The sequence below is a fragment of the Baaleninema simplex PCC 7105 genome, assembly GCF_000332355.1.
GTDB classification, from domain to species: Bacteria; Cyanobacteriota; Cyanobacteriia; order Cyanobacteriales; family Geitlerinemataceae; genus Baaleninema; species Baaleninema simplex.
Genome location: NZ_KB235959.1, coordinates 309,733 through 333,588 on the forward strand (window position 1 = coordinate 309,733; position 23,856 = coordinate 333,588).

General features: G+C 52.9%; 23 protein-coding genes, 1 tRNA gene and 1 other RNA gene. 10 read left to right on the forward strand and 15 right to left on the reverse strand.

Going from position 1 to position 23,856, the window contains the following annotated elements:
• Positions 1–231: 231 nt before the first annotated feature.
• From psb34 to GEI7105_RS0121250, 3 genes are all read right to left on the reverse strand, one after another.
• Positions 232–411 carry a photosystem II assembly protein Psb34 gene (psb34, locus tag GEI7105_RS31750; RefSeq protein WP_035493658.1) on the reverse strand — a complete coding sequence of 60 codons (180 nt, stop codon included), beginning with the start codon at positions 409–411 and terminating at the stop codon, positions 232–234.
• Between the two features lie 211 nt (positions 412–622).
• The gene (gene thiS, locus GEI7105_RS0121245) at positions 623–835 is read right to left on the reverse strand and encodes a sulfur carrier protein ThiS (protein WP_017662428.1); all 213 of its coding nucleotides are present in this window, start codon (positions 833–835) and stop codon (positions 623–625) included.
• A gap of 182 nt (positions 836–1,017) precedes the next feature.
• Entirely contained in the window at positions 1,018–2,139 is a 1,122-nt protein-coding gene (locus GEI7105_RS0121250) for a thiamine phosphate synthase (RefSeq protein WP_017662429.1), read from the reverse strand.
• An 89-nt stretch (positions 2,140–2,228) separates the two neighbouring features.
• Here GEI7105_RS0121250 and GEI7105_RS0121255 point away from each other — a divergent pair, with 89 nt between their 5' ends.
• Positions 2,229–3,431 (forward strand): DUF1565 domain-containing protein, encoded by a 1,203-nt coding sequence (locus GEI7105_RS0121255; RefSeq protein ID WP_218959084.1) that lies wholly within the window; start codon positions 2,229–2,231, stop codon positions 3,429–3,431.
• Between the two features lie 160 nt (positions 3,432–3,591).
• Here the strand turns inward: GEI7105_RS0121255 and GEI7105_RS0121260 are convergent, their stop codons facing one another.
• The gene (locus tag GEI7105_RS0121260; RefSeq protein ID WP_017662431.1) at positions 3,592–4,755 is read right to left on the reverse strand and encodes a hypothetical protein; all 1,164 of its coding nucleotides are present in this window, start codon (positions 4,753–4,755) and stop codon (positions 3,592–3,594) included.
• A 60-nt stretch (positions 4,756–4,815) separates the two neighbouring features.
• Positions 4,816–5,655, reverse strand: coding sequence for a diaminopimelate epimerase (dapF, locus tag GEI7105_RS0121265; RefSeq protein WP_017662432.1), 840 nt, complete (start codon positions 5,653–5,655; stop codon positions 4,816–4,818).
• Between the two features lie 26 nt (positions 5,656–5,681).
• On the opposite strand from dapF, the gene GEI7105_RS40580 reads away from it, so the two are divergent.
• The gene (locus GEI7105_RS40580; RefSeq protein WP_281167021.1) at positions 5,682–5,804 is read left to right on the forward strand and encodes a hypothetical protein; all 123 of its coding nucleotides are present in this window, start codon (positions 5,682–5,684) and stop codon (positions 5,802–5,804) included.
• Between the two features lie 47 nt (positions 5,805–5,851).
• The gene (locus GEI7105_RS31755) at positions 5,852–6,100 is read left to right on the forward strand and encodes an Hfq-related RNA-binding protein (protein ID WP_017662433.1); all 249 of its coding nucleotides are present in this window, start codon (positions 5,852–5,854) and stop codon (positions 6,098–6,100) included.
• 299 nt (positions 6,101–6,399) lie between these two features.
• Here GEI7105_RS31755 and GEI7105_RS0121275 read toward each other — a convergent pair whose 3' ends face one another.
• On the reverse strand, positions 6,400–7,125 hold the full coding sequence (locus GEI7105_RS0121275; RefSeq protein ID WP_017662434.1) for a C40 family peptidase: 726 nt from the start codon (positions 7,123–7,125) through the stop codon (positions 6,400–6,402).
• Between the two features lie 38 nt (positions 7,126–7,163).
• On the opposite strand from GEI7105_RS0121275, the gene GEI7105_RS0121280 reads away from it, so the two are divergent.
• Positions 7,164–8,111 (forward strand): serine hydrolase, encoded by a 948-nt coding sequence (locus tag GEI7105_RS0121280; protein WP_017662435.1) that lies wholly within the window; start codon positions 7,164–7,166, stop codon positions 8,109–8,111.
• Between the two features lie 445 nt (positions 8,112–8,556).
• Here GEI7105_RS0121280 and GEI7105_RS0121285 read toward each other — a convergent pair.
• Together GEI7105_RS0121285 and GEI7105_RS0121290 are read right to left on the reverse strand one after the other, a co-directional pair.
• Positions 8,557–8,648 (reverse strand) — tRNA-Ser (locus GEI7105_RS0121285).
• A 152-nt stretch (positions 8,649–8,800) separates the two neighbouring features.
• Positions 8,801–9,301 carry a DUF3172 domain-containing protein gene (locus GEI7105_RS0121290; protein ID WP_017662436.1) on the reverse strand — a complete coding sequence of 167 codons (501 nt, stop codon included), beginning with the start codon at positions 9,299–9,301 and terminating at the stop codon, positions 8,801–8,803.
• A 274-nt stretch (positions 9,302–9,575) separates the two neighbouring features.
• Between GEI7105_RS0121290 and GEI7105_RS0121300 the strand changes: the two genes are divergently transcribed.
• Complete coding sequence (locus tag GEI7105_RS0121300) at positions 9,576–10,994, forward strand: S-layer homology domain-containing protein (RefSeq protein WP_017662438.1); 1,419 nt, start codon at positions 9,576–9,578, stop codon at positions 10,992–10,994.
• Here the strand turns inward: GEI7105_RS0121300 and GEI7105_RS37715 are convergent.
• The 3 genes from GEI7105_RS37715 to ldpA are packed head-to-tail and all read right to left on the reverse strand — an operon-like array spanning position 10,979 to position 14,184.
• Positions 10,979–11,167, reverse strand: a complete 189-nt coding sequence (locus GEI7105_RS37715; RefSeq protein WP_144053974.1) for a hypothetical protein — start codon at positions 11,165–11,167, stop codon at positions 10,979–10,981. The genes GEI7105_RS0121300 and GEI7105_RS37715 overlap by 16 nt on opposite strands.
• 31 nt (positions 11,168–11,198) lie before the next feature.
• Positions 11,199–13,052, reverse strand: a complete 1,854-nt coding sequence (locus GEI7105_RS0121310; protein ID WP_017662440.1) for a R3H domain-containing nucleic acid-binding protein — start codon at positions 13,050–13,052, stop codon at positions 11,199–11,201.
• A 55-nt stretch (positions 13,053–13,107) separates the two neighbouring features.
• Positions 13,108–14,184, reverse strand: a complete 1,077-nt coding sequence (gene ldpA / locus GEI7105_RS0121315; RefSeq protein ID WP_017662441.1) for a circadian clock protein LdpA — start codon at positions 14,182–14,184, stop codon at positions 13,108–13,110.
• A 332-nt stretch (positions 14,185–14,516) separates the two neighbouring features.
• Between ldpA and ssrA the strand changes: the two genes are divergently transcribed.
• Together ssrA and GEI7105_RS0121325 are read left to right on the forward strand one after the other, a co-directional pair.
• Positions 14,517–14,903: a transfer-messenger RNA gene (gene ssrA / locus GEI7105_RS35275) on the forward strand.
• A 457-nt stretch (positions 14,904–15,360) separates the two neighbouring features.
• Positions 15,361–16,284 carry a tRNA (5-methylaminomethyl-2-thiouridine)(34)-methyltransferase MnmD gene (locus GEI7105_RS0121325; protein ID WP_017662443.1) on the forward strand — a complete coding sequence of 308 codons (924 nt, stop codon included), beginning with the start codon at positions 15,361–15,363 and terminating at the stop codon, positions 16,282–16,284.
• A 14-nt stretch (positions 16,285–16,298) separates the two neighbouring features.
• Here GEI7105_RS0121325 and GEI7105_RS0121330 read toward each other — a convergent pair whose 3' ends face one another.
• Both GEI7105_RS0121330 and GEI7105_RS33780 read right to left on the reverse strand, forming a co-directional pair.
• Positions 16,299–16,934 carry a hypothetical protein gene (locus GEI7105_RS0121330; protein ID WP_017662444.1) on the reverse strand — a complete coding sequence of 212 codons (636 nt, stop codon included), beginning with the start codon at positions 16,932–16,934 and terminating at the stop codon, positions 16,299–16,301.
• A gap of 95 nt (positions 16,935–17,029) precedes the next feature.
• Positions 17,030–17,626 (reverse strand): 2'-5' RNA ligase family protein, encoded by a 597-nt coding sequence (locus GEI7105_RS33780; RefSeq protein WP_017662445.1) that lies wholly within the window; start codon positions 17,624–17,626, stop codon positions 17,030–17,032.
• A gap of 129 nt (positions 17,627–17,755) precedes the next feature.
• Between GEI7105_RS33780 and GEI7105_RS40815 the strand changes: the two genes are divergently transcribed.
• Together GEI7105_RS40815 and GEI7105_RS40820 are read left to right on the forward strand one after the other, a co-directional pair.
• Positions 17,756–18,577, forward strand: a complete 822-nt coding sequence (locus tag GEI7105_RS40815) for an RNA-guided endonuclease TnpB family protein (RefSeq protein ID WP_017662446.1) — start codon at positions 17,756–17,758, stop codon at positions 18,575–18,577.
• Positions 18,577–19,029: an RNA-guided endonuclease InsQ/TnpB family protein gene (locus GEI7105_RS40820; RefSeq protein WP_342662859.1), complete on the forward strand. Its 453-nt coding sequence runs from the start codon at positions 18,577–18,579 to the stop codon at positions 19,027–19,029. The genes GEI7105_RS40815 and GEI7105_RS40820 overlap by 1 nt, the downstream gene beginning before the upstream one ends.
• Before the next feature lie 34 nt (positions 19,030–19,063).
• On the opposite strand, the gene GEI7105_RS0121345 is transcribed toward GEI7105_RS40820, so the two are convergent.
• Both GEI7105_RS0121345 and GEI7105_RS31770 read right to left on the reverse strand, forming a co-directional pair.
• Positions 19,064–19,711 (reverse strand): GNAT family N-acetyltransferase, encoded by a 648-nt coding sequence (locus GEI7105_RS0121345; protein WP_158413243.1) that lies wholly within the window; start codon positions 19,709–19,711, stop codon positions 19,064–19,066.
• Positions 19,712–19,795: 84 nt separating this feature from the next.
• Positions 19,796–21,616, reverse strand: coding sequence for a tetratricopeptide repeat protein (locus tag GEI7105_RS31770; protein WP_017662449.1), 1,821 nt, complete (start codon positions 21,614–21,616; stop codon positions 19,796–19,798).
• 170 nt (positions 21,617–21,786) lie between these two features.
• Between GEI7105_RS31770 and GEI7105_RS0121355 the strand changes: the two genes are divergently transcribed.
• Positions 21,787–23,835 (forward strand): tetratricopeptide repeat protein, encoded by a 2,049-nt coding sequence (locus GEI7105_RS0121355; protein ID WP_017662450.1) that lies wholly within the window; start codon positions 21,787–21,789, stop codon positions 23,833–23,835.
• Positions 23,836–23,856 lie beyond the last annotated feature (21 nt).

A 23,856-nucleotide genomic window follows, 5' to 3' on the forward strand; every position in this document is an offset into this window, starting at 1 on the left:
TATAGGTTGGGTTTCCCTTTCGCTGAGAGGTCGTGCCTCCAGGTGGTTCGCAATCTCATTGCGCCCTTTGCCGTACCGCTCAGGATAGGGCAATTCTAACATAGGTTCGTTGGCAATTCGCCGCCCTAACCCCCACCTGCTGATGCGAGGTGGAGGAATGCGTCGCTATTATTGTTCAAAGTTTGCAAAGAGTTTGCAACGATTTAGTTGTGAAAAAGTTGTTGAAACAACCTAGCTGACGTTAGAGGCGGCAAACGCAACCGCTACGACACCTGCAACGAGTACAGCAGCTAAAGCGCCAAAAACAATGTAATTCCGTTTTTCTTTCTGGGTTGGCGGCTCTGCGGTGTACATCTTGGGTTCTACCGCGAAATTATTCAAACGACCGCCATCTTCTTCGGTGTAAGGCATGAAGTAGTCCTCTACGCTACGTGTCTGCGGATCATCCTATCACAACTAAACGTCACTTTTGTTGCATTTCTTAATATTGTCTTTGCATTTCTTAACGCTTTACAAGTGAGTCGGGAGGAATCCCGAGCTTATAACCCTTGCTGCGTTTGAGTTTGGTGCGCGACACCAGACGACCATCGGAACGATGGTCGATGCTATTTTCTCGCCCGCGTCACGACACCCCACCGCCAACGATGGTGACGATTTCGAGGCGATCGCCTTCTTGGAGTTGTGTTGAGTCCCAATATTGACGGTGTAGAATTTCGCCGTTGTATTCCACTGCAATCAAGCGAGGGTTCAAGCCAATTTGTATTAAAAAATCGGGAAGCGATCGCCCTTCAGAACAGGTTTTTAATTCGCCGTTGACTTTGAGATTGATAGTCATAAAAAAGCCAGAACGTTTTCTTGATAAAGCTTTTGAAATTTAAAATTTTACAATGAATCGACGTTAATTTCAAGGAAAATTATTTTAAAGAAATAAATTTTCTTCTTGAATATCGATCCTGTTTTTTTCGATCTTCAAACAGTTAAAGAAAACAAAACAAGCTTGCATTGAAAGCGACAAAATTACTCGTCGTTCATCTCTCGCATCCGTTCGACCCAAGCCAGTTGAGAGAGAAAGTACTGCGTAACGAGGGTAGGTTGTTCCGCCTCAGCGATCGCTCGCACCATCGCCACGCGATCGCCCCCAGCCGTGAAGATATCCCCGATATTGTTCATATCGATGCCGCCAATGGCGAACCAGGGAATCGGACAGTGTTCGGCAGCGTAGCGCACGTATTCCAAACCTGTCGGTTTTTTTCCCTGCTTCACTGGCGTCGCGTATACTGGGCCGACGCCGATATAGTCTACCCCTTCATCGAGGGCGCGGCGCATTTCCTCCGGGTTCGTGGTCGATCGCCCCACAATGCGGTGAGATCCCAACAACTGCCGCGCCAAAGCCACCGGAACGTCTTTCTGTCCCAAGTGTACCCCGTCCGCATCGACGGCTAGCGCCAAATCCACGCGATCGTTCATTAAAAACAACGCCCCGTAGCGATGGCAAAGTTGCTTGAGTTTCTGGGCCCTTTGCAAGCGGGTTACGTCGTCGGCGTTTTTATCGCGATATTGCACCAGAGACAACCCCCCTTGCAATGCTGCTTCGACCACCTCGAACAAATTGCCAGACGGTGTCGTAACGAAGTATAACCGAGACTGTTCGAGTGCTTGCTGGCGTCGGTACGCCAAAAAGCGACTTTCTAGGGTATAAACTTGGTAGCGCATTTGTTTGCACGCCGCCCCCAAGTCCGGGCGATAAAGCTTTCCGTACTCCTCGAGGACGCGCAGCGCCTCTTCAACCCGACAGAGGTTCGCCTGCAACACCTGTTCGACACTGGCGCGTTGAGATTCCTGGGGATGGGTCAGCTCCGTTCCGGGGTCGTCTGGGGTATTCCGTGCCGCTCGGAGAGTCGGATCGTGCCAACGTGCCAGTTCTTGGCGCAACCCTTTGCACGTCTCCGTCAAGCGAACGTCGTTCAAACCGAAGCGACACCATTCCTCGATAATTCTCAATCCTTCCCGCGCGCGATCGAGGTTGGCGTCTAAAATGCGGCAAACGGCCGGTGGAACGAAGGGTTTAGCGTTGTTTCGTTCTTCCACGAACACTTCTCCCTCGATAACGTTTGGATCTTGAATTTCGCGAACGTTCATAGAAATTGATGGTGATGGGTTCTGCCGTAACGGGAGCATCTGCACGTCGCGAGTTCGACGTTGGTTTCCTCACATTTTGGAGTTCGCCCATGCAGTTTAGGTTTCTCCTGTCGCTCCTGCGAGCGATCGGTCGGTTCGACCGTCTCGGAACGGGTGTCGCCGTTGGGGTGGTTCTGCTTTGCGAGTTGACGTTCGCCCCCTCGACCCTCGCTCAGTCGCTCGAAACGCCCTTCGATCGCCGAGGTGCGATCGCCACCGAGCCTTCCCAAACGCGACTGCTTTATGTCGATCCGGTTCGGGGGAGCGATCGCACCGAGTCCGGCAGTGCTGAAGCCCCTTTCGGCACGATTACCCGCGCCCTCGCCGTCGCGCAGCCAAATACCGTAATTATACTCAGCCGAGGCACGTACAGCACCCAAACCGGCGAAATCTTTCCGATCCGTCTGAAATCGGGGGTGACGCTGTACGGCAATCCCGAGGAACGAGGACGCCAAGTCGTCATCTTCGGCGGCGGTACAGTCTCGACCGCTTCGGGAACGCAGCGAGTGGCGATCGTCGGGATCGACGGTGCGGGACTCAACGGCGTCACGGTTAGCAATCCTGAAGGTCACGGCGTTTGGGTCGAATCTGGCAGCCCTTGGGTCGTCAACAGTCGCTTTTCGGGCAACAGCGGACGAGACATTGCCGTGACGGCCAACGGCCGACCCGTGTTACAGAACAATGTAATGCAGAACGATTCGAACGCGATGGAGAATCGAGTCGAACGCGCCACGATCGCCCAGCGTTCTACGGAAAACTCCGATGGCGTTGCCGTCGTCACCTGGGGCAGCCGTCAGGCGTTTCGCTTGGATGCTGGCAGTCGCCCTCGCCTCAACAACAAACCGCAAATTGCCTATCGGGGAGTCGATCGCCCCTTCTCGATCCCCCAAGCAACCCTCGGCACGCTGCCGCCGCTTCCGGTTCCGAACTCGAGTCCTCCTTTGGGCGATCGCGGGGATTTACCCTTACCCTCAACCGAAGTCATTTCCTGGGTTCCCGGCGCACCTCCACCACCGCCTGCATACACGGACGACTTAGTCACCGCCCGATTGCGCTACCGCATTCTCGTCGTCCCGCGCAACAGCACCGAGGCCAGTTTAGTTCGCCTGGTGGTTCCCGACGCCTTCACCGTGCGCCACTCTGACGGTAGTTTCACGCAAGCCGGAGCCTTTCGCAATCGCGATCGCGCCGAACGAGTATTACAGCAACTGCACGAAAACGGCTTGAACGCCCGTTTAGAGGAATTGCCCTAGGGAGAGGGGGAGAGGGGGAGAGGGGGAGAAAGGGAGAAGGGGAGAGGGGGAGAAAGGGAGAAGGGGAGAGGGGGAGAGGGGGAGAGGGGGAGAAAGGGAGAAACTATGAACTGTTCCCCGTTCCCCGTTCCCTGTTCCCTGTCTTCACTGGTGACTGTTTTTAACTGTTATGGGTTTTCGAGACTTCTTCAACGACCCACGCGAAGGTTTGTAAGACTTGTTGTAACGTCAACTCGTCTTGCATCGCCGATAAGCGGAGGTTGGGAAAGCGGGTTTCCGTGGGATTCGTCGGCAGTGCCATCCCGATCGAACTGAATTTCGATCGCAGTTCGTTCCACTTTTCCGGGTCGTCGAAGGGCGATCGCGAACCGTAGCTTTGGGAGGAAATTTCCAAACCGCCCCAAATCCCCACGTTAAACAAATCTCGTCCCGGCTGACCCTGGCGACTGGGCAACGACACCACGAAGCCACCGTAATTGTCACCTTTGCCCCATTGCACCTCCACCTGTGGGGTCTTATTTTTCGCCCACTCGTAGATTTTTCCGGCGATTTTAGCTTCTTCCCGCCCTCGACGCGCCTCGAATTCTTGGAAAAACGAAGTTTCGTCCCAACGCCGCCGTTCCCGCGTCGCACTGGACTTTTTCAAGCGGGCTTCCGCTGTTTGTCCGAGAACTCGGGGAACGAGCATCCGCAGGTTGTCCGGTTCGCGATCGGTGTATTGCTTGAGTTCGATCGCCAGCACTTCCGCCGGATCGACTTGTTCGTTGAGGAATTCCACGACCCGCCGCAATTCCGAGGGGATGACATCGGCAACGAAGACCAAGCGTAGTTTGCCAGCTTGTAGGTGAGTTTTCACCTTTTGCCAAAACCGTTCCTCGTCGGCTTCCGTTCCCAAAAATTCTTCAAACACCTGTTCCGGATCGCGGCCGAGTTCGCGACAGTTGGTTTCAAACTGCGACACGATAGTATCCACCGGCCAGTAAATGCTGGCGTTGGCGGCGTAGTCGAGCATTTGACCGATAATTTCCTGGCGCACGCGGCTGTTTTCGACCCGTCGCACTTCCACCAGCGTCGGAATCGCGTTTTGATCGATAAACAGGCGATCGAGCGACCAACGGGCGGTTCCGTCTTCTTCAGAGGGAATCGGGGTTTCTCGCTTTACCAGCAACCAATGACGGGGGAGAGCCGTATCGATTTGATCCCCAGCCAGTAGGTTGGGATAGGTTTCGAGAAGTTCTTGCAGTTGTTCTTCGGATTCGTAAGATTGTTCTGACATCTCGACCAACTGCTCGTCGTCCTGAATCAGATAAATGCCTCCACCCATCGATTGTCCTCTGTGCGTTGCTGTAAAGATTGCTAAACATCTGTCTGCGACGGGATTGAATTACCCGAGGCAACCGGAGAACACGCGCTCGGCAGCGCCTGTCATGTAAACGCGCCCGTTATCTTGCGACCACTCAATTTCTAGCGGTCCGCCTGGAAGTTCGACTGTGGTTTTGCGATCGCAACGTTGGGTGAGAACCCCTGCCACGACGGACGCACAAGCACCCGTTCCACAGGCCAGCGTAGCACCTGCCCCCCGTTCCCACACCCGCATTTTTACGGTATTCGGCGCTTTAACCTCGATAAACTCCGTATTAATTCGCTGGGGAAATTCCGGATGGCGCTCGAATTGCGGTCCGATTCGCGCCAGATCGATGGCATCTGCGTCTTCGACAAATGCGACACAGTGGGGGTTGCCCATGCTCACGCACGTAACCGACCACGTCCGATCGCCGACTTCGAGAGGGCGATCGATGACTTTGTCAGTCTCGGCGGCCAGGGTCGTGGGAATTTCCCCGGCGAGCAGTCGCGGCAGACCCATATCCACTTTAACCCGTCCGTCCGTCTGTCGTTGGGGGGCGATGACCCCTGCTAGGGTATGGATGCGGTAGATGTCTTTGGCGCGATCGCCGTCGAGTTCGGCGACGAACTGCATGAAGCAGCGAATTCCGTTCCCGCACATTTCCGGTTCGGAACCGTCAGAATTGAAAATCCGCATGGCGTAGTCGGTATCCCCCACGCCGGGAAGTACGAAAATTACACCGTCAGCACCGATACCGAAATTGCGGTGACACAGCCGCTCGGCGTCTTGGGGGGTCAAAACGGGGCCCGATTGGTGGCGGTTGTCGATGAGAATGAAATCGTTGCCTAAACCGTGATATTTGGTAAATTCGATAGCCATCGTGAGTCAGAGGTGTTGCTGACGGTATGGGGATAGGGACGGACGCGATCGCTGATTTTCCGAATCTTGATGAAGTCGGCGCGATCGCGCAGTCTCACAAAGTGTTGTCCGGCCGGTTGCCGCGATCGCGTCTGTCCGCACCATCGTAGAATACGTTAGGGTCTCTGGTGTCTATTATGTTACAGGAGTGTAAATCATGGCGATCGATCTCGATACGAGCCTTCCGAGCATTCGCTTTTTTCAAGAGTACGTTAAAAACAAAACTCGTTTGGAGTTGCAAACGACTCTCGGCGAGCGACTCGTTGGAAATTTAATGTGGCAAGATCCAATTTATTTTTGTTTTCAGGACGAGGAAGGACATCAGTATTTTGTGAATCGCGAGTTAGTGGTTTATATCAAGCCAACTGAGATACAGAATTCCGAATCTGAAGACTCGGACGAGTAATTCTGTATTTCATGGCTGCCCTGTATTTTTAGAAAAAATAAATATCAGCTCGTTTTTTGCATGAAGTTGTTTTTCTTACGATCGCTTCATGTTTTCCTGGTTTTGAAACTGCATTGCCCGAAAACAAATACTCGATGAATTACCTAAAATTTCGAGACTACACAGTGTAAATTTGTAAATTTTAGGTAAATTTTAGGTAGATTTTAGCAAGATCGCTCGTCTTAATATACTTGCAATCCTTCACAAAAACATCGAATATTGCAATCTTAAAAAATGCAGTTGCGATCGCAATAAAAAGCCTAACGCGATCGCAATTTAAAATTTGGCTGCAATGTCAGTAACTCTCCCGGTTGGTAGCTGTGGGTAATCCGTCCGGCTCCCCGTAAAATCCGAAAATAATTGCGGGCGACCTCGCCACCGTGGGGTGATAACTCGTCGATACCGATCCCGTTACGTCCGAATTCCCGTCCAGAACTGTGAATATATCGATTTTTTCCCAAATACAGCCCCACGTGGTTCGTTTTCTGAGGCGTTCCGAAAAACACCAAATCCCCAGCTTGCAACGCCTCGATCGAAATCGCTTCGGCAAAAGCTTCCTGTAAATAAGCATCCCGAGGCAACCAAATCCCCACCGAAGCAAATGCCGCCTGTATCAACCCCGAACAATCGTAATTCGGACCGACCGTTCCTCCCCACAAATAAAACTCGTGTTCCGCCATCGCGCGATGTGTAAACTCGATAACTTGGGGAATCGCCGCTCGAATTTCCGCTTGACTGAGATCGAGGGGAGAATAAGAGGTTTCCACAGGTTCGAGGTGGCGTACCGCCTCCAGCTTTATCCATCCTGGGTAATCGTCTTCGCACAGGCGCACGAACGCAGAAGGAGTCTTCTCAGACGGCAGTGATACAATTCGCAGGTGTCGCCCTGTCGCCGCTTGAGTGGCCAACGCTTCACAGCGGGGGGAATCGTAGAGGTCGATCGCTGCTAGGCTGCAATATTCAGCGACTCGATTCAATTCGACCATTTCGATAGTGACTTTCAATACTGACTGGACATTTGACGATGACGTTTTTTAGAAAAGACGACCGACTTCAAGAGTACGGCGATCGCATTTTACAAGCGACCTGGGATACCTTTCCGGAGCTATCGGAAAATCAGATCGCCTTAACCTGGATTCCCTACGACCCTCCAATCGCCGTCAACACGGGAGGCGCCCTCAGCGCAACCGAATTTTGGAAGTACCAACCCCGAGGCTTTCATTATCGCGGAGTCGAACGCATCTATCCGGCAAGCGTCGTCAAACTATTCTATCTAGTGGCGGTCTACGAATGGTTAGAAAAAGGGATGCTTCAACCCTCTCCCGAACTCGATCGCGCCGTTCGCGACGCGATCGTCGATTCGAGTAACGACGCCACCAGTTTAGTCGTTGACGTTCTCACCGGAACCACCAGCGGGCCGGAACTTCCCGCCGGGCCCTTTGAAACCTGGAAAATGCAGCGGAACCTCGTCAACCGCTATTTTCACGCGTTAGGATGGCCGGAACTCGAAACGATTAACGTCAACCAGAAAACCTGGTGTGACGGAGCTTACGGTCGAGAACGGGCGTTTCTCGGCACGATGATGGAAAATCGCAATATGCTGACGACGAACGCCACCGCTCGACTGCTACACAGTATTATTGGCGGTGTTGCAGTTTCTTCCCAAGCGTCGCAGCAGATGATGGCGTTAATGAAACGCAGCCTCGACCCGACGGACTTAGCCGCCGACCCGGAGAACCAAGTTACGGGCTTTCTCGGGAACGGATTATCCTTGGATACGGGGGTTTGGTCGAAAGCAGGGTTGATGAGTCGCGTTCGTCACGATGCGGCGTATATCGAGTTGTCGGACGCCCGACCTTACGTATTGGTAGTGTTTACCGAAGGTCCCGAACAAAGTCGCAACGAGAAGCTGTTACCGTTCGTGTCCCAACAAGTCGCCCAAGCCATGCGGGAATTGAGCCAAGAAAGTTGAGGTGAGGGGATGATACGGAATCCGAATTTCAACGCTTCGACTCCGCTCAGCGTTGAGTCCGAGCGGAGTCGAGGACTCAAACACTGGTTTTGTCCAACCTGACAAGCCCCTCTCTATCCCCCCAACCATCCCCCCAACCATCCCCCCAACCACCTCCCCCCAACCCCCCTTTCAAAGGGGGGCTAAGGGGGGATGGGGGCTAAGGGGGGATGTGGTGAAGACTTCTTGAAACCTAGTTGGGGCGGTGCGTGACAGAACGATCGGTCTCACGATCGACACCCTATTGTTCGAGTTACGCTCCCTTGTATGTTGGCGGTGTACATTGGCGGTGCGTGACGAGCGCTCGGTCTCAGGATTTACACCGGATTTTTCAAGTCACGCACCCTACGACTGTTCGCTGTAAAAAGCCCCAGCTTCTTGAGGAAACCGGGGCTTCGTTTTAAAACGGAGAGAGAGGGATTCGAACCCTCGGTACGGCCTTACGATCCGTACAACAGATTAGCAATCTGCCGCTTTCAACCACTCAGCCACCTCTCCAGGCTTTCAGGATAACTATTGTAGCACAGAATTTTTTCTCGTACACCCCCTGACGAACTTTTTTTGGGCAACGGGGAAAAATCCCCGGTCAGTTCGGGGGGTGAGGCGTTGAAGCCGTTGCGAAAGTTCCCCAACGCCTCGAGTTTAAGCGGCTAGAACCGTTCGGATTCGGGGGCTGGGTTGTTGACGCCAGCACCGGGTTCGACGAGGAAGCGGTTGTCGTCGCTGTTGTTTTGATAGATACACTGCACTCTGGGATTGTTGTTGAGATCTCCGGTAAAGCCAAAGGTGTTCAGGCGGTTTTTACAGTCGCGCACCTCTTCAGAGGTTACAGCTTTCATGCGTTCGAGAACTGACCAGTTGTTACTGCGGACGACACATCCAGGTTCCATACTCGGCTGCGCCATGTAGACGTTGAAGGGGTTGAGGGTGACGTAGGCGCGGCTTTCGACGACCATCGCGCTGGCGCCGTACTGGACGCAGACTTCCGGGTTGGGGGCGCTGCGATCGAGAAACTCGCGCGAGGCGACGTTCTGGGCGTTAACGTTGGTGGTGGAACTAAACGCAATCCCGACCCCTACGCCGAGAACGAACACGCCGCCGATCAGGGCGAGTAGAGTGTAGTTAAATGCAGATGTGGATTTGCGTTTCATCGTGAGTTTGGCGTCGCCTCCAAAGCAGTAGTGTTGGGTGAGTTTACCGTAAACTGTAAATTGATGTTAATAATTTAACGTGCGAACTCGGGAACCGTCATTGGGTTGCAAGCGGTCGGATACTTCTAGTTTAATTGTCGATCGAGGAATGCGACCGAACGCTCGACCGAACTCTTCCAAGATGCGATCGCGGGGCATCTTTCCCGATAGAGCATCTATATTACTGAAGAGTGATACAATGAACCGATATCCAAGAACAGGATACTTGTAGGATATGAATCTTTCCCCCCTTGCACTCTTGGCTTTTGCGGCGGCTTCTCCCAGCGCGACAGCACCCGAAAGACCGGAAGTTGCCATTCAACTGCCCGATAACTGCCAGATCGTCGAGTTAACGCCAGCGCAAACCGGACGAGCCGATAGTATTTTCGTCTGTGCGCCCGAGTCGGCTGACGGTCCGGCGCCGGTTTTGGGGAACAATATCGAAATTCCCGAACTTCAGGAAGCGGTGGAGTTTGCGGATTTGGGCGATCGCTGGGAACGTCCCTATATCGAAGCCTTAGCCAGACAAGGCATTATTCCCGCTGCTGAAGATGGGAAATTTAATCCAGATTCACCCTTGACAGAAGCCGAGTTTCATAAGTGGCTCGAAAAAAGTGTGGAAGCCCGTAATGAAATGAACGGGAACGCGGTAGAGGAGACGGACGAAGCCAAAGAGGAAAAGCCATCAGTTCGTTTGGCGCAGTTCGGCAAAACTTTGTTGGGGAAAGTGAACGAGGAGGCAGACAAACCCGAAGCTGTCGCCTCGCGTTTAGAAGTCGTGGTGGCGTTGGCGGATAACTTGGGACTGTCGCTGACGCCAGAACAGAAAGAAAAGAGCAAGTTGGAACTGCGAGATCTCGATCGCGTCCCCGACGATGCTCGAGAGCGGGTTTTAGCGGCGATCGCACATGAAATCATCGTCCCCGATCCCGAAAATCCAGCACTCTATCCCAACTTTGCCGCAACTCGGGCGGACGTGGCAGTGTTGCTGTACAAAACGATGGTGAAAGGGGGCGGACTGGCACCGATCGCCATCGATTCTAAGGGTTCGATCGCCAACGCCGAGATCGATCGCGATCCCAACGCGCAACCGCTGAACTCCCCCGTCGCCACCCCCGATTTAATCGCGCAACTGTTCGCCAACTCCAACACCCCCGGAACCATCGCTCTGGGGATGGCAGAGGGAACCCGCACGGTTGACGGCGGCAAAACCTCCGCTTACTGGGGTCACACCGACCCCGGAAACGGCAAGCGCAACATGGGAACCTTCAGTTTCCAACATGGGGCGCGAACGCCCGAAGAAGCCGATTTCCTACAACTGCAACGACTCTATCAATTCACTGCCGCCTTACAGAATTACGCCCAAGATAACGGCATGAATTTGTCGGCGATCGAGTTAATCGCCGGAATCGACTTAGCCAACCAAGCCCCCCTCGCAGCGCAACATTACTTAGCCAACTTGCAACAGCTAAAAGCTCGCGGGTTTACGGGAATGGACGCCATTCTAGAGGCGCGGGCGTACAGTTACATCAATCCCGCAACGGGACGTTTGGAAGCCTCCGGTTTCCGCAATAACTGGGCGTGGTTGCGCTACGACCAAGCGCGACGTTTGGCTGCGATTCAGTACACTTTGGATTACTACGGCGTCCGGTAAGGGGTTTCGCCAACTCTCGATGAAGGTTTGGTGGCGGCGATCGCAGTTCCCGTTACCGACGATGAGACTTTCGACTTTTCTGCGGTTTTCGAGACGATCGAGAAATGCGATCGCTCGAAATAGAGTTCTAGAAACAGACAGTTCGTAACCCCCACTAACGAACCCCCCAACACTTCGATGTTGGGGGGTTCGCCATCGACGCGCCTACGCCGGATAAATCCGAAGTCGGCGGTTCGGTTCGTCGCCGAAACTATCGGATTTCAACCGGTAGTGTTCGACGAGTTCGTGTTGCATTTTCCGCACTTTCGGCGATCGCGGTAACAACTCAACCGGTTGTCCCTTCGGAAGAACGATTTGTTCGACCGCCAATCGCGCTTCTTCGAGGGCTTCGATTTCGTCGTCGCTGCCGTTTTGAGTAAACAGGCGCAAATCGGCAACATCGGGAACGCCGGGATCTTCCATCTTCAACAAACGGCGCAATGCTCGCGTAATTTGCGGAACCGTACTCGATTTGATGAGATGGATGGGAATTTGTCGGGCTTTCGCCACGTGGCGCAGCTTAGAATGGTTCTTCAGATTCGATCGCAACGCCAACACCGCATCGGCACCGTCCAAATCCTTCGTAATCGCCACGGGCAATTCCAACACATCGATCGTTTGTTCGAGTTGCTGGCGACTGACACCGTAAGGATACAAATAGAACAGTTCCTCCTCATCGGAAATTTCGTTTCCGAAGCGATCGAACTGCGTCGAAGACCCCGCTAAGGACGCGTCCAACAACTGCTCGAAATGCTTCTGGGGCGAAGTGGACGTGGGAGTCGATCGCGATTTAGACCCCGGTTTCGGCAGCGGTTGCATCCGCCCCGACGCCCGCCAACCTCGCGCCCCAGCCGGAGGATTCGGGGGAACCGCCGACAGACTGTCCGGCAGTTCGTGGGTGATCGCGACTTGACCGTTTTCCTTCATCGTCCGCACTTGCGGGTTGGGATTGCGTCCCCGCAATAGCGTATCGACGGTATCGGCAACGCTTTCGTGAACTACCCAGCGATACCGTTCCAGCATTTCTACAGCGATGTCGAACGTGGGAGGGGCTTTCCGTTCGAGGACGGTTTTTTGAGTTCCCCGCCGTCGGGCTTCTTCGTCGCCGAGCGTCACCGATTGAATGCCCCCGATCAAATCCGCCAAGGTGGGGTTTTTAATCAGGTTCTCGATGCGGTTGCCGTGAGCGGTTCCCACCAGTTGCACGCCCCGTTCGGCGATGGTTCGGGCGGCCAGGGCTTCGAGTTCCGTGCCGATTTCGTCGATGACGATGACTTCGGGCATATGGTTTTCCACCGCCTCGATCATCACCTGATGTTGCAGTTCCGGACGAGCGACTTGCATGCGCCGGGCGCGACCGATGGCCGGGTGCGGGATGTCTCCGTCTCCGGCGATTTCGTTGGAGGTGTCGATGATGACGACGCGCTTGTCGAGGTCGTCGGCCAGAACGCGGGCGATTTCCCGTAGAGCGGTGGTTTTCCCGACGCCGGGTCGTCCCAGCATTAGAATGGACTGCCCCCGTTCGACGAGGTCGTGAATTAACCCGATGGTTCCGAAAACGGCTCGTCCGACGCGACAGGTTAAGCCGATGATGTCGCCGTTGCGGTTGCGGATGGCACTGATGCGGTGCAGGGTTTGTTCGATTCCCGCCCGGTTGTCGCCGCCAAACCGTCCCACGCGCTCGATGCACAGGTCGAGTTCGGCTTGGGTGACGGGGGTTTCGGACAGGTACTCTGCCGCACCGGGAAATCGCGCTTCGGGAAGCCGTCCTAAGTCCATGACGATTTCGATGAGCCGATCGCGCTGAGGGTGGCCGTCGAGCCGTTCTTGGATGTCCTCGGGTAGTATTTCGATGAGGCGATCGAGATCGTCGGTAGTGCGTTGGGTCGCCGCATCGACAGGAGTGCTGTTTGGAGAGTTCTCGCCCGCTGCGGGACGGAATTCTGGCGACGCGTCTCGGCGATCGGTTTTGAGAATGTCGGACGAGTTAGACGGATAAATCGGATTGGAGTTGACCATGAATATGTTAAAGGCAACAGGACTGGCGAAAAGGAATGCTAGCGATCGCGACGTTTCAACGGGAGGGTTTGTGTTGAGAGACGAGCGATCGCGCGAGTTCGACGGCAGACCATAGCAAATCTGGATGGTTTTCTAAATACAGGGTGGAGTCACCATTTCGATGCTCTAATTTCTCCAAAATTGGAGAGAGCAGCGATCTCGCATAACTTCCATAGGCAACACCTGCTATATATTTAGCGGCTGACGGGCATTTTGGAAATTGTTTTTTCTCCAATTCTTCAAAATTTAACGAGTTATTAAACAAGTTTAAAGATTTGAGTTTGGAGGCGGTATGATGGTTAGTTCCTCCTGCTAGTTGAACGTGGCCGGGAAGCCCGGAATCGAGAACTTTTTTTCCGAATTCGATCGCGGCCTTAGTCGTTCCTTTTCCGATATCGCCACTCATGGGGCGACCGTCGGTTTGCCAGATGACGGGGTACGGCAAGGGCGACATCAAACGGTAGAGCGATCGCAGGTAGTCGAGGGTATCGGCGCGATCGGGACAGCTAACGGCGATCGCTTTGAGGCGATCGACCCACGGACGAACGGCACGCCACAGCCGCTGGAAATCCTCAAACTGTCCCGGCTGGGTGTGAATTTCGAGGGCATCGACTCCCCTCGACAAGACGAGAGGTGCGACGCTGGCAGGCGTGGCGACGTAAGATCGCGTTTCGATGAAGCCGTAAGGACAGATGGGGATGCAGCGACCGCACCCGTAACAGCGGCGATCGGCGACGCCGTGGACGTCGATGGCATCGGCCGGACAAACCCGCTCGCAAGGACGGGAACAGTCGGGAGGACAGCGATTGGGATCGAATTCTGCTTTGCGGAAATGGGGATCTTCGGCATCATTGACGCTCGCCATGAGTAGGGGAGATGCCGTCTGTGCGATCCGCCCGGCCGCCTCGATGCCTTCCCGTGCCGCTTCGACCACTGCCGGATCTGCGGCCACGTCGATACAATCAGCACCGGCCAGGGTGTACGCCAGGGTTAAGTTACGGACGGCCGGCAGATGTTGGAAGCTGGCTCCGCAAATGAGTTTGAACCAGGTTCCTTGTTGTAGGGACTGTAAGGGACATTTCAGCTTACTCACTCTTATATGCTACTGTGTGGGGTTCAAAATGGGGAGAGCGCCGGAAAGCGTCTTTCCCATTGACCCGAGGCGCGATCGCCCTTGCCTCTTCTCTAGATATGGGGTGCGATCGCCCTTGCCACTACACTATAATACAAACATACTACAAATACCAGTTTTGGATGGAGATTGACGAAGATCTCCAGATAATGGTCGGGGAACCGTTTCGGAACTCTTGAACTCTCTACGTTCTCTCGTCCTTGGATTTTCCCACCTCTCATCGCCGAACACTGACAACTGAAAATATTTGTACTATAATAAGAAAAACAAGGAACGACATCGCGCCTCAACACGGGGCCTTAAAGGTTTCGACGTGTTGGAGAAATCCGAAGCGTGATTCAGGCCGAGAGTGAGTCTCCTCTCGTAAATCCAAGGCTCAAACCAAAAAGTAACTGCGAACAACATCGTTCCTTTCGCTCGTAAGGCAGCTGCTGTTGCCTAAAAACCTCTAAAGGTTCGAGCACTCATAGTCTGACTCCGTTAAGGGCTATGGGTAAACCCCAACGGATGCGCTAGTTCGTCGTCTCTGGTCGGCGCTCTAGCAAAGACTCTACCAGAGCATCCCGCCATCCGGGATAATGGATGGTCCCCGCTCTGAGGGTAAAAAGAGCTAAGCCTGTGAACGATCGTGAGGTCAATACCCAAGGCGGACACGGGTTCGATTCCCGTAGGCTCCATTCCACTTCACGCCAACTGAATCCCCAATTTGGCAAACGACCCGGTTTCCTTTGAGAACGGGTCGTTTTTTAACAGGGGAGAGGGGGAGAGGGGGAGAAGGGGAGAGGGGGAGAAGGGGAGAGGGGGAGAGGGGGAGAAGGGGTGTTCTATTCGATCGTGTTGGAATTTGTTCGATATTTTTTAAAATAGGCTGAAATTGCCAAGCGATCGCACGCGATCGCTTCTTCGCAACCTGGATGTCTGAAACCCCTTGTAATTGTAGTTTGAATGGGTTTTATGCCTCGATCGCCTAAACAACTCCTCTCGATTGGCGTGCGATTTATTTACAAAACATTAAAAATATTTAAAACAAAAAATATTTCGCAAAATTGTGTGAAATTTGCACCCGAAAAGTGACAGCTCGTCAGAAAATGAGATACGGTTTGTTTGACGATCTCGCCATCTTTTGAACTGTATCCAATGCCCGACTCGATCGATCGACCTGGAATTGACCGGGTTTCGCTAATACGACCGTTTTCACCTCACTCGACAGCAGACGGATCTCGAACCTTTTATTCCGACGAATTTGGTGAATTTTTTCACTCGCACCACGGCGCCAAACAAGAAGCCGAGTCCAAGTTCGTTCGATCGACATTTTTGCCCGATCGAGCCAGAAAACCCGTCGTCTATCTTCTGGATATTTGCTACGGTTTGGGATACAATACCGCCGCTGCCCTCGAAACCATTTGGCGAGAAAATCCCTACTGTCAAGTCGTTTGGATGGGGTTGGAGTCTGACGCAACTGTTGCCCCGGCTGCTGTCACCCACCACCTTCTCGACACCTGGTCGAACGACGTTCAGTGGCGTTTGGCAGAAATCGCCCGACACCGGGAGTTTGAAGACGTTCGATTTCGCGGGAAACTGTGGCTGGGGGACGCCCGAGAGACGATCGTAGAGGTGTACGAGTCGGGATTTCGCGCTGACGCGATTTTTCTCGATCCGTTTTCGCCACCGACTTGTCCGCAACTGTGGACGGTGGAGTTTTTACAGTACGTCGCTGACTGCTTGAAGCCGACGGGGTATCTCGCGACGTATTCCTGTGCGGCGTCCGTGCGATCGGCGTTAATCGAAGTGGGGTTGAAGGTCGGTTCGACGGTTCCAGTAGGGCGGAAAACACCGGGAACGGTGGCCAGTTGGAGCGATCGCCACCTTCAGCCGCTGTCGCAACGGGAACGGGAACACTTGCAAACTCGCGCCGCCGTTCCCTATCGCGATCTGACGTTGTCTGACTGCGCTGAAACTATCCGACAACGCCGCCAAGCCGAACAGGAAACCAGCGATCGCGAACCGACAACGCAGTGGAAAAAACGCTGGGCGGTTCGTAAGTCTTTTAACGAGTCTTAGGAGCGATCGCGACTCTAAAGTGTCACGCAGCGCACGGACGTTCCGAGGTGGTTCGAGACCCTTAACGGTACGATCGCCGTCTGACAGTCGATATACTCGTTACCGCTCTCATAAGTTCTGAGAATATCGAAGGCTGGCGTCACGTCTCGCAACAGCGTTCCGCTCCGTCGAAACAGCTCGTCGTCTTTGTTATGCTTCAACGCACCCGCCACGACACCGATGAGATTACCCACCAAGGTGGCGGCGAGTGCAGAGGACAACCCGGCGGCTAAGGTCGCTTTCAGTCCCGCGTTCGAGGCGTGCGATCGCACCGCGTCTTCGACGACCGTACCGAGTTCTCGCAGGTCGCTATCGGATTCCATAAACAGGATAGAATAGGCGACGAAAGCCCCCGGATGGGCGGGGCCGTAAATTAAATGACCCTGTCCGTCAAAGCTAACCGTGTCGCCTTTGCGGACGTTGGGAAACGGAAGCGCGTTGAAATGGATCGTCGGTACGGTGAGACTGTTACTATCGATCGCCACCGAGACGATGTAAGGCTCGGCTTTTCCCGAATCGAAAAAGTTTTCCGACACTTTTTTTAAGGTGAATTGCTTGAGAACGACGGCGATGTTATCGCGGGTTTTGTCGAACGGGGGGGAAGGAGACATAGCGAGTTCGGACAGTTGACGCGCGAGCGAAGGAGGGCGACACTGCCAGCATAGCCGGAGCGGGAGAGGTTCGGGCAAATCGAGCCTTGCTTAACTCAAGGTTCTCGGAGATCGCACATCTGACGGTTCAACGGTAACGAACACACCAATCGCACGGGAGAGGCTTCGACGAGTCCGACTTCGCACACGGTCACTTTATCGAACAGATCGCTCGATCGCACGATGTCGATGGCATTAACGATTTCGTGGGGTTTAAGATGTTGCGCGATGGTACAGTGAGGCACCCAGCGATCGGGTTTGTAGTATTCGATCGAGGTCGCACCCACATTTTCTAACTGTTGGTGAAATCGCCGATGCAATTTTAACAACGGTTCGGTGACGACGGGAGCGAGGAATACGACTCCTGCGTTGGTGGGAAACACCCCAACAGCGGAAAATTGCAACTCGAAACTCGCTTCGCGCATTGCAACCGTCGAGACCAAGGTTGATAGTTCGGAAACGTTTCCGGCTTCGAGAACTGCGAGACTCACGTGAGGACGGGAGTGAAATCGCGATGGCGTTCCCGAGGCGAGCGATCGCACTTGCGCCCAGAGGCGTCGAATTCTCTCAGATGAAGTTTCGTCGAAATACAGTTCGACGGAATAGGTTTTCTGGGAAAACATGGCAATTCCAGCGATCGACCCAAACTCCACTCTAACCCCGATTTCTCGTTTACCGAGAATTTTGGGTTTAAAGCCTCGCCCTTCTAGGGCGACTTTACCTAGATATTTTCGTGGTAAAATAAATGTATCCGCTATGGGTGCTATTGATTAAGTCGAGCTGTGTTAGTCAGAGAAGCCAAACTTAAAGACGGAACCCCAGAACAATATCAAGCACTTGATGAAGCCATCCGTACAGGACAGTTCGTCAGGAATAAATGCTTGAGGTTGTGGATGGATACCAAAAAGTGTACTAGAGCTAAGATGCAAGCTCTGTGCAAGAGTTTGGCAAGCGAGTTCCCTTTTGCTAAAAAGCTCAATAGTATGGCTCGACAAGCCCACGCCGACCGTGCTTGGCAGGCGGTTAACCGCTTCTATAAGAACTGTCGGGAAGGAGTTAAACCCGCTGGTTATCCAAAGTTTAAAAAGCACAACCGCTCGGTCGAATACAAAACCAGCGGATGGAAGCTGTCGAACGATGGATATACCCTCACTTTCACCGATGGTTTCAAAGCCGGAATCTTCTCTCTCTACTGTAATGGTAAAGCTAGGGAAGACATTCTACGAAGTAAAATTAACCGTGTGAGGGTTGTTCGTCGCGCCGATGGGTTCTACGCCCAATTCTGCCTAGATATTGAACGTCGGGAACAAGGAACATATACAGGGGATGTTGTAGGTATAGACCTTGGGATAAAATATTTCATCAAAGACCAAAACGATAACCCAACCCTATGCCCTCAGTTCCTTAGACAGTCTGAACAAAGACTCAAGAAGCTTCAACGTCAATTGAGTCGAAGATATCGCCAAGGGAAGAAACAGTCGGCAAACTACCACAAGGCACGTCGGCAACTCGGGAAACAGCACCTTAAAGTTCACCGCCAGCGTAGAGATTGGGCAATCCCCCCAACCCCCCTTAGCAAGGGGGGCTACGGGGGGATGCGTTAGTGGCATCTAATGATGTCGTGGTGTATGAAGATTTAAGAGTTGCTAACTTAGTCAAAAATCACAATCTCGCCAAATCCATTTCTGATGCTGCCTGGAGTCAATTCACAGGCTTCCTCGACTACTATGGTAAGGTTTTGGGAAAAGCGGTAGTCGCTATCAACCCTGCTTTTACCAGTCAAGATTGTCATAACTGCGGGCATCGAGTTAAAAAGTCTCTTAGCACCAGAACACATAAATGTCCCAACTGTGGAATTGAGATCTGCCGTGATACGAACGCAGCGTTAAACATTCTCAAGCGTGGCATGGAAGCATTAGGAATGGAATGGTCAAACAGTATCGGAGGTCATCCGAGAACTGCCTCGAAAGAGGGAACGACTGAGGAGACTCCCACCTCTGCTGATGAAGGGAAACCTGATTCAGTAAGTGGTGTCGATGAACCAGTAACTGCTTAGCAGGAATCACCGTCCTTCCAGGGCGGTGAGGATGTCAAACGAGACGCACGATGTCGGGAACCGACGCCAAACAAAGCTGTAGCAGCGGATCGTCAGCAGAGCGGTCGTAGGCTTCGATGTAGAGTTGCGTTAACAGGTGTCGTACTCGGTCTTGAGGGAGGGTTTCAGTGCGATATCCCGGTGCGATCGCCAACAACATTTCTGTGGGGGTATCCCCAGCCAACGGTGGCAGAATGTAACGTACGTTTTCGAGGAATTTCGCTCCCAGACGACGGTAGAACTCCAGCCGTCGAGTGGAAAATGTATCTTCGTCGTTCGGGCGTTCGGCTTCGATGAGGAGGTAGCGATCGCGCGATCGCAAGTGTTTCAACACGTCTTTTAAGAACGCCGATCCGATACCGCGATTGCGATAGGCGGCGTCGGTGGCGATGTAACCGAGGAGAACGAGATCGCTGTCTTTGAGTGTATAAAGAATGGTCATGAAGACGACGCGATCGCCGTCTTTTCCGAGCCAGAGTTCGTAAACGCCCCGAGCGATGCGATCGAGAACCTTGTCTCGACCGACCCGTTCTCGGGCGGGAAACGCCGCTTCGTAGATATCGAGCGCCCTAGCGCAGTCGTCGCTGCGAATATCGTCTGTTTGAGTAAATTGAGTCACGGGAACCCGCACCTTAGCTGTCAATAGCGATAAATACGAATGTAGCAATTTATACTAGCGCAGAAACGCGATCGCTGGAAACGATCGGTCTCTCAAACTCGAGAAACGTCACGAGTCATCGAGGGTTTCAGCATTTCCCTCGGGTTGGAGACTCTGCACCATCGCGTCTCGTCGCTGTTGGATTTCGGCGACGTTGGGGCTGAGTTTTTCTGCAATACCGTAAGAACGAATCGCCTCGAGGGGACGATGGAGTTGTTCGAGGATGTCGCAGCGTCGCACCCAGGCGTCGTAATTCCCCGGTTGTAGCTGAATCGCGCGATCGATCGTGGCGAGGGCTTCTGGGTAGCGCATCAGTTTTAACAGCACTTCACTGCGTTTCAACCACAGCGGAAGGTGATCGGGCCACAGTGTCAAGGCGAGATCGTAGGTGTTGAGGGCGTCTTCGTAGCGTTCTAACCGTTCGAGGAGGGTTCCTCGTTTGAGGCGAACGGAAATCTGAGTCGGTTGGAGTTCTTGGGCTTTGTCGTAGGTGGCGATCGCTTTGTCGTAGCGTTGGAGTTTTTCGAGACAGTCGCCTCGTTCCAGCAGCGCCCGATACGCCCACATATCCACGGGTAACGCCACCTGTACCACTTTATCGTAAGCGGCGATGGCGTTGTCGTACCGTTGCAAGTCGGCCAAGACTTCGCCGCGATAGTACCAGGCTTCGGCGTAATCGGCTTGAATTTGAATGGCGTTGTCGAAGGCGATAATGGCGTCGCGATCGCGGTTGAGGAGGTAGAGGACTTTTCCCCGTCCCAGCCAACTGGGGGCGAAATCGGGGTTGAGATGGGTGGATTTGTCGAAGGCTTCGAGGGCTTCCGTGTATTTTTGACTGTCGTAGAGGGCGACGCCTTTACCGTACCAAGCTTGCGCGGAATCGGGCTGGAGTTCCAAGGCGCGATCGAAACACGCCACCGCCGCTTCTCCCCATTGGTGGCGCATGGCCATCCCTTTGAGAATCCAGGGTTCGACGGCGTTGGGTTGCTGTCCGATGGCGCGATCGTAGGTGGCGATCGCTTCCGTGTAGCGTTGGAGGGCTTCGAGGAGGCGTCCCCGCGTCAGCCACAAATCGACTCGTTCGGGTTGGAGTTGTAAGACGCGATCGAGGGCGACGAGGGCGCGATCGTACTCTTGAAGGTATTCCTCGCACTGCGCCAATTTCAGCCACAGCGTCCAATCTTGGGGGGACAGTTGCGTGGCGTGGCGATAGGCGATCGCCGCTTCGGCCAACTGACGAGTTTCGACGAGTAAATCCCCCAGGTGATTCCAAGCGGGGAGGAGGTTGGGCTTGAGGCGTAAGGTTTGGCGATAAGCGTCGATGGCGTCGTTGTATCGCCGCAGTTCCGCGAAGCCTCGGGCTTGGTAATACCAAGGTTCGTAGCGGTTCGCCTGGATTTGGGTAGCGCGATCGAGGGAGGCGATCGATTCTTCGTACCGCTGCATTCGTTCTAACAGGCGACCCCGCAGCAACCATACCCAAACGTCGTTGGCGTTGAGTTGGAGGGCGCGATCGTAGGCGGCGAGGGCTTCGCGGTTGCGGTTGAGTTTGGCTAAGGCTTGACCCCGCCGCAACCACGCCGGACGAAATCGCGGGTTGAGTTGGAGGGCGCGATCGTAGCAAACCACAGCGTTTTCGTACTGGCGAGATTGATACCAGCGATTTCCTTTTTTATATTCTGGGGAGATTCCCAACCAACGGGAGGACATCCCCGCGACCCACTGTTTGACGCGCTGTCCCAGGGGCGGTTGAGGCGGGGCTGCTTGCGGTTGTGGGGGAGGAGAAGACGCTTCGGTAGTGGAACCCGTCACCGTCTCAGGGATCGAGTCGGTGTCCGGTTGCGACGATGAAGCGTTCGCCTGAAGGTCGAATCCGGATGGGTTCGTCATATGGGCGTCTGGAGTAAACCGCGTTTGATGGTGTTATTATAGGCGCTTCGTGCAGGAGTCAGCAATTCTGAAAACAGGGCGATCGCTCGTGCGTTAACTTTGGTACGATCGAAACCGATCGAAAAAGATCGATCGCAGTTTTAACCCTTTTCTTTAATCTGATTGAATCCATGAATCTTTCGGCAGCTCGTCAGATCGATCGATCTGGGAATCCCTCCAAACGATCGCAAGTTTTGCAAGCTGAAATTTCTCAGTTAAAACAGGAAATTCAAGAAGCTCCTGAATCTTACAATCTTTACGAAAAACTCGGCGATTTATTGGAAAAGTCACAGAAAAAATCGGCTGCCATTAAATCTTATAAAACAGCAGTGAGATTGGGAACAAATAACGCAAATACACTTTTTCGGATTGGTTTTTTATATCAAAAGCAAGAACGATATCGCGACGCCATACCGTTTTATTTGAGATGTTTGCAGTTCGCGCCTAAGTTTTGGATGGCCATTGCAAACCTTTCGTCTTCGTATTTTGTCTTGAAAAATCACGATAAATCGCTAGAATTTCAAGATTTACTGAAAAAGGTCGATCGCGATCGCGCTAATACTGGAATCTACCAACTTCTCGGAAAGCACTATTTAGAAATCAGCGAGTTTTCAAAAGCCGTTCGTTGTTTTCAGTCGAGCCTAGAACTCGCCCTCAATGCAAATAGCTATACAAATCTTGGAATTGCTTATCGAAAATTAGGAGATTTAGAAAAAGCGATTGAATGTTATCGTCAATCTTTAAAACTCGATCCCAATTCGAGTTGGACGCATTTTAGCTTGGGTAATGTTCTGTCTGAAGCTCGAAAAAATCAACAAGCTTTAGAGAGCTACAAACAAGCATTAAGGCTTTATCCCAGTCGAATTGAAATATATGAAAGATGTGGCGTTATAGAATTAAGACTCGGAAGACTAGAGCCTGCATTAAATTATTATGTGAAATATTTGGGTTTTTGTCAAGACAATTACAAAATCTATCAAGCGATCGCACGAATTTTTCAGCAACAAGGACACCAACAAGCAGCTCAACTGTGCCTTCAAGGAAAACTTCCACCCCAAATCGAGTCGAAAATCGAGCATTTTAACGCCAATCGTTGGGAATCGTCGAAGCTGTCTTCAAAGTTCTACGATCGTTATTCCGTTTACGAACCGGAAGTGTTCCAAATGTCGCCTCCCAAAACACTCGATCGCACCCTTCACCCAACCTTTCGATCGCAAAAGCGATATCTTCCCGAAAATTTCGTCTTAAAAATCCCCAATGGACAAGCTTTATATAACTTCGATACCAGCGTTTCGACCTCCGAAAAACAACTGGTATCTGATGTTTCCTCAAATCGAGATATTTTGCGCCCGGAACATCAAAAGCCAAATCGATACTTAAACGGAAAAGTGGCATTTATCCCGTTGCGACTCAGCGAAAATTACTATCACTGGACGTTTGATATTTTGCCGAGGCTCGATTTGCTCCGTAAAGCAGGATTCGAGTGGAATTCCCTCGATGCGATCGTCGTCAACCCGATTCAATTTCCCTTTCAGCGACAAAGCCTAGACGCCTTAAATATCGATCGCAGCCAGATTTACGACGCCAACGGCTTAAACTTTACAGCAGACGAACTGCTGGTTCCCACATTAATTGGAGACGTGACGAGTACGCCGACAAAATGGATGTGCGAGTTCTTGCGAGAGATGTTTTTACCGAACCCTCACCCCCAACCGTCTCAACGCATTTACCTACGCCGTCAAAATACCAAATATCGCCGCGTTCTCAACGAAGAAGAAGTCGTCCAATTTCTCCGAGAATACGGATTTAAACCCGTTTCATTGGAGAAACTTTCCGTTCGAGAACAAGTCCAAATCTTAGCGACTGCTGAAGCCGTTGTTGCACCTCACGGAGCCGGAAATACGAATTTAGTTTATTGCGCTCCCGGTACGCCAGTTGTCGAAATTTTTGCCCCCGATTATGTGGTCGATTACTATTGGGCGATCGCCGATCGTGTCGGACTCGATTACGCCTATCTTCTAGCTGACGATCCCGCTGCTTACTACCTTTCGCGAGGGGAACGTCCGCCGCAATATTTCGGTTCTCACTGTCAAGATATTGTGGTGAATCTCGAAGCGTTAGACGCCATTTTAAAGCAAGTGGGAGTCGATCGATCGCTTGCGTCTCGCCGCTCGCGCTAAGATAGAATCCGAAATTGAACT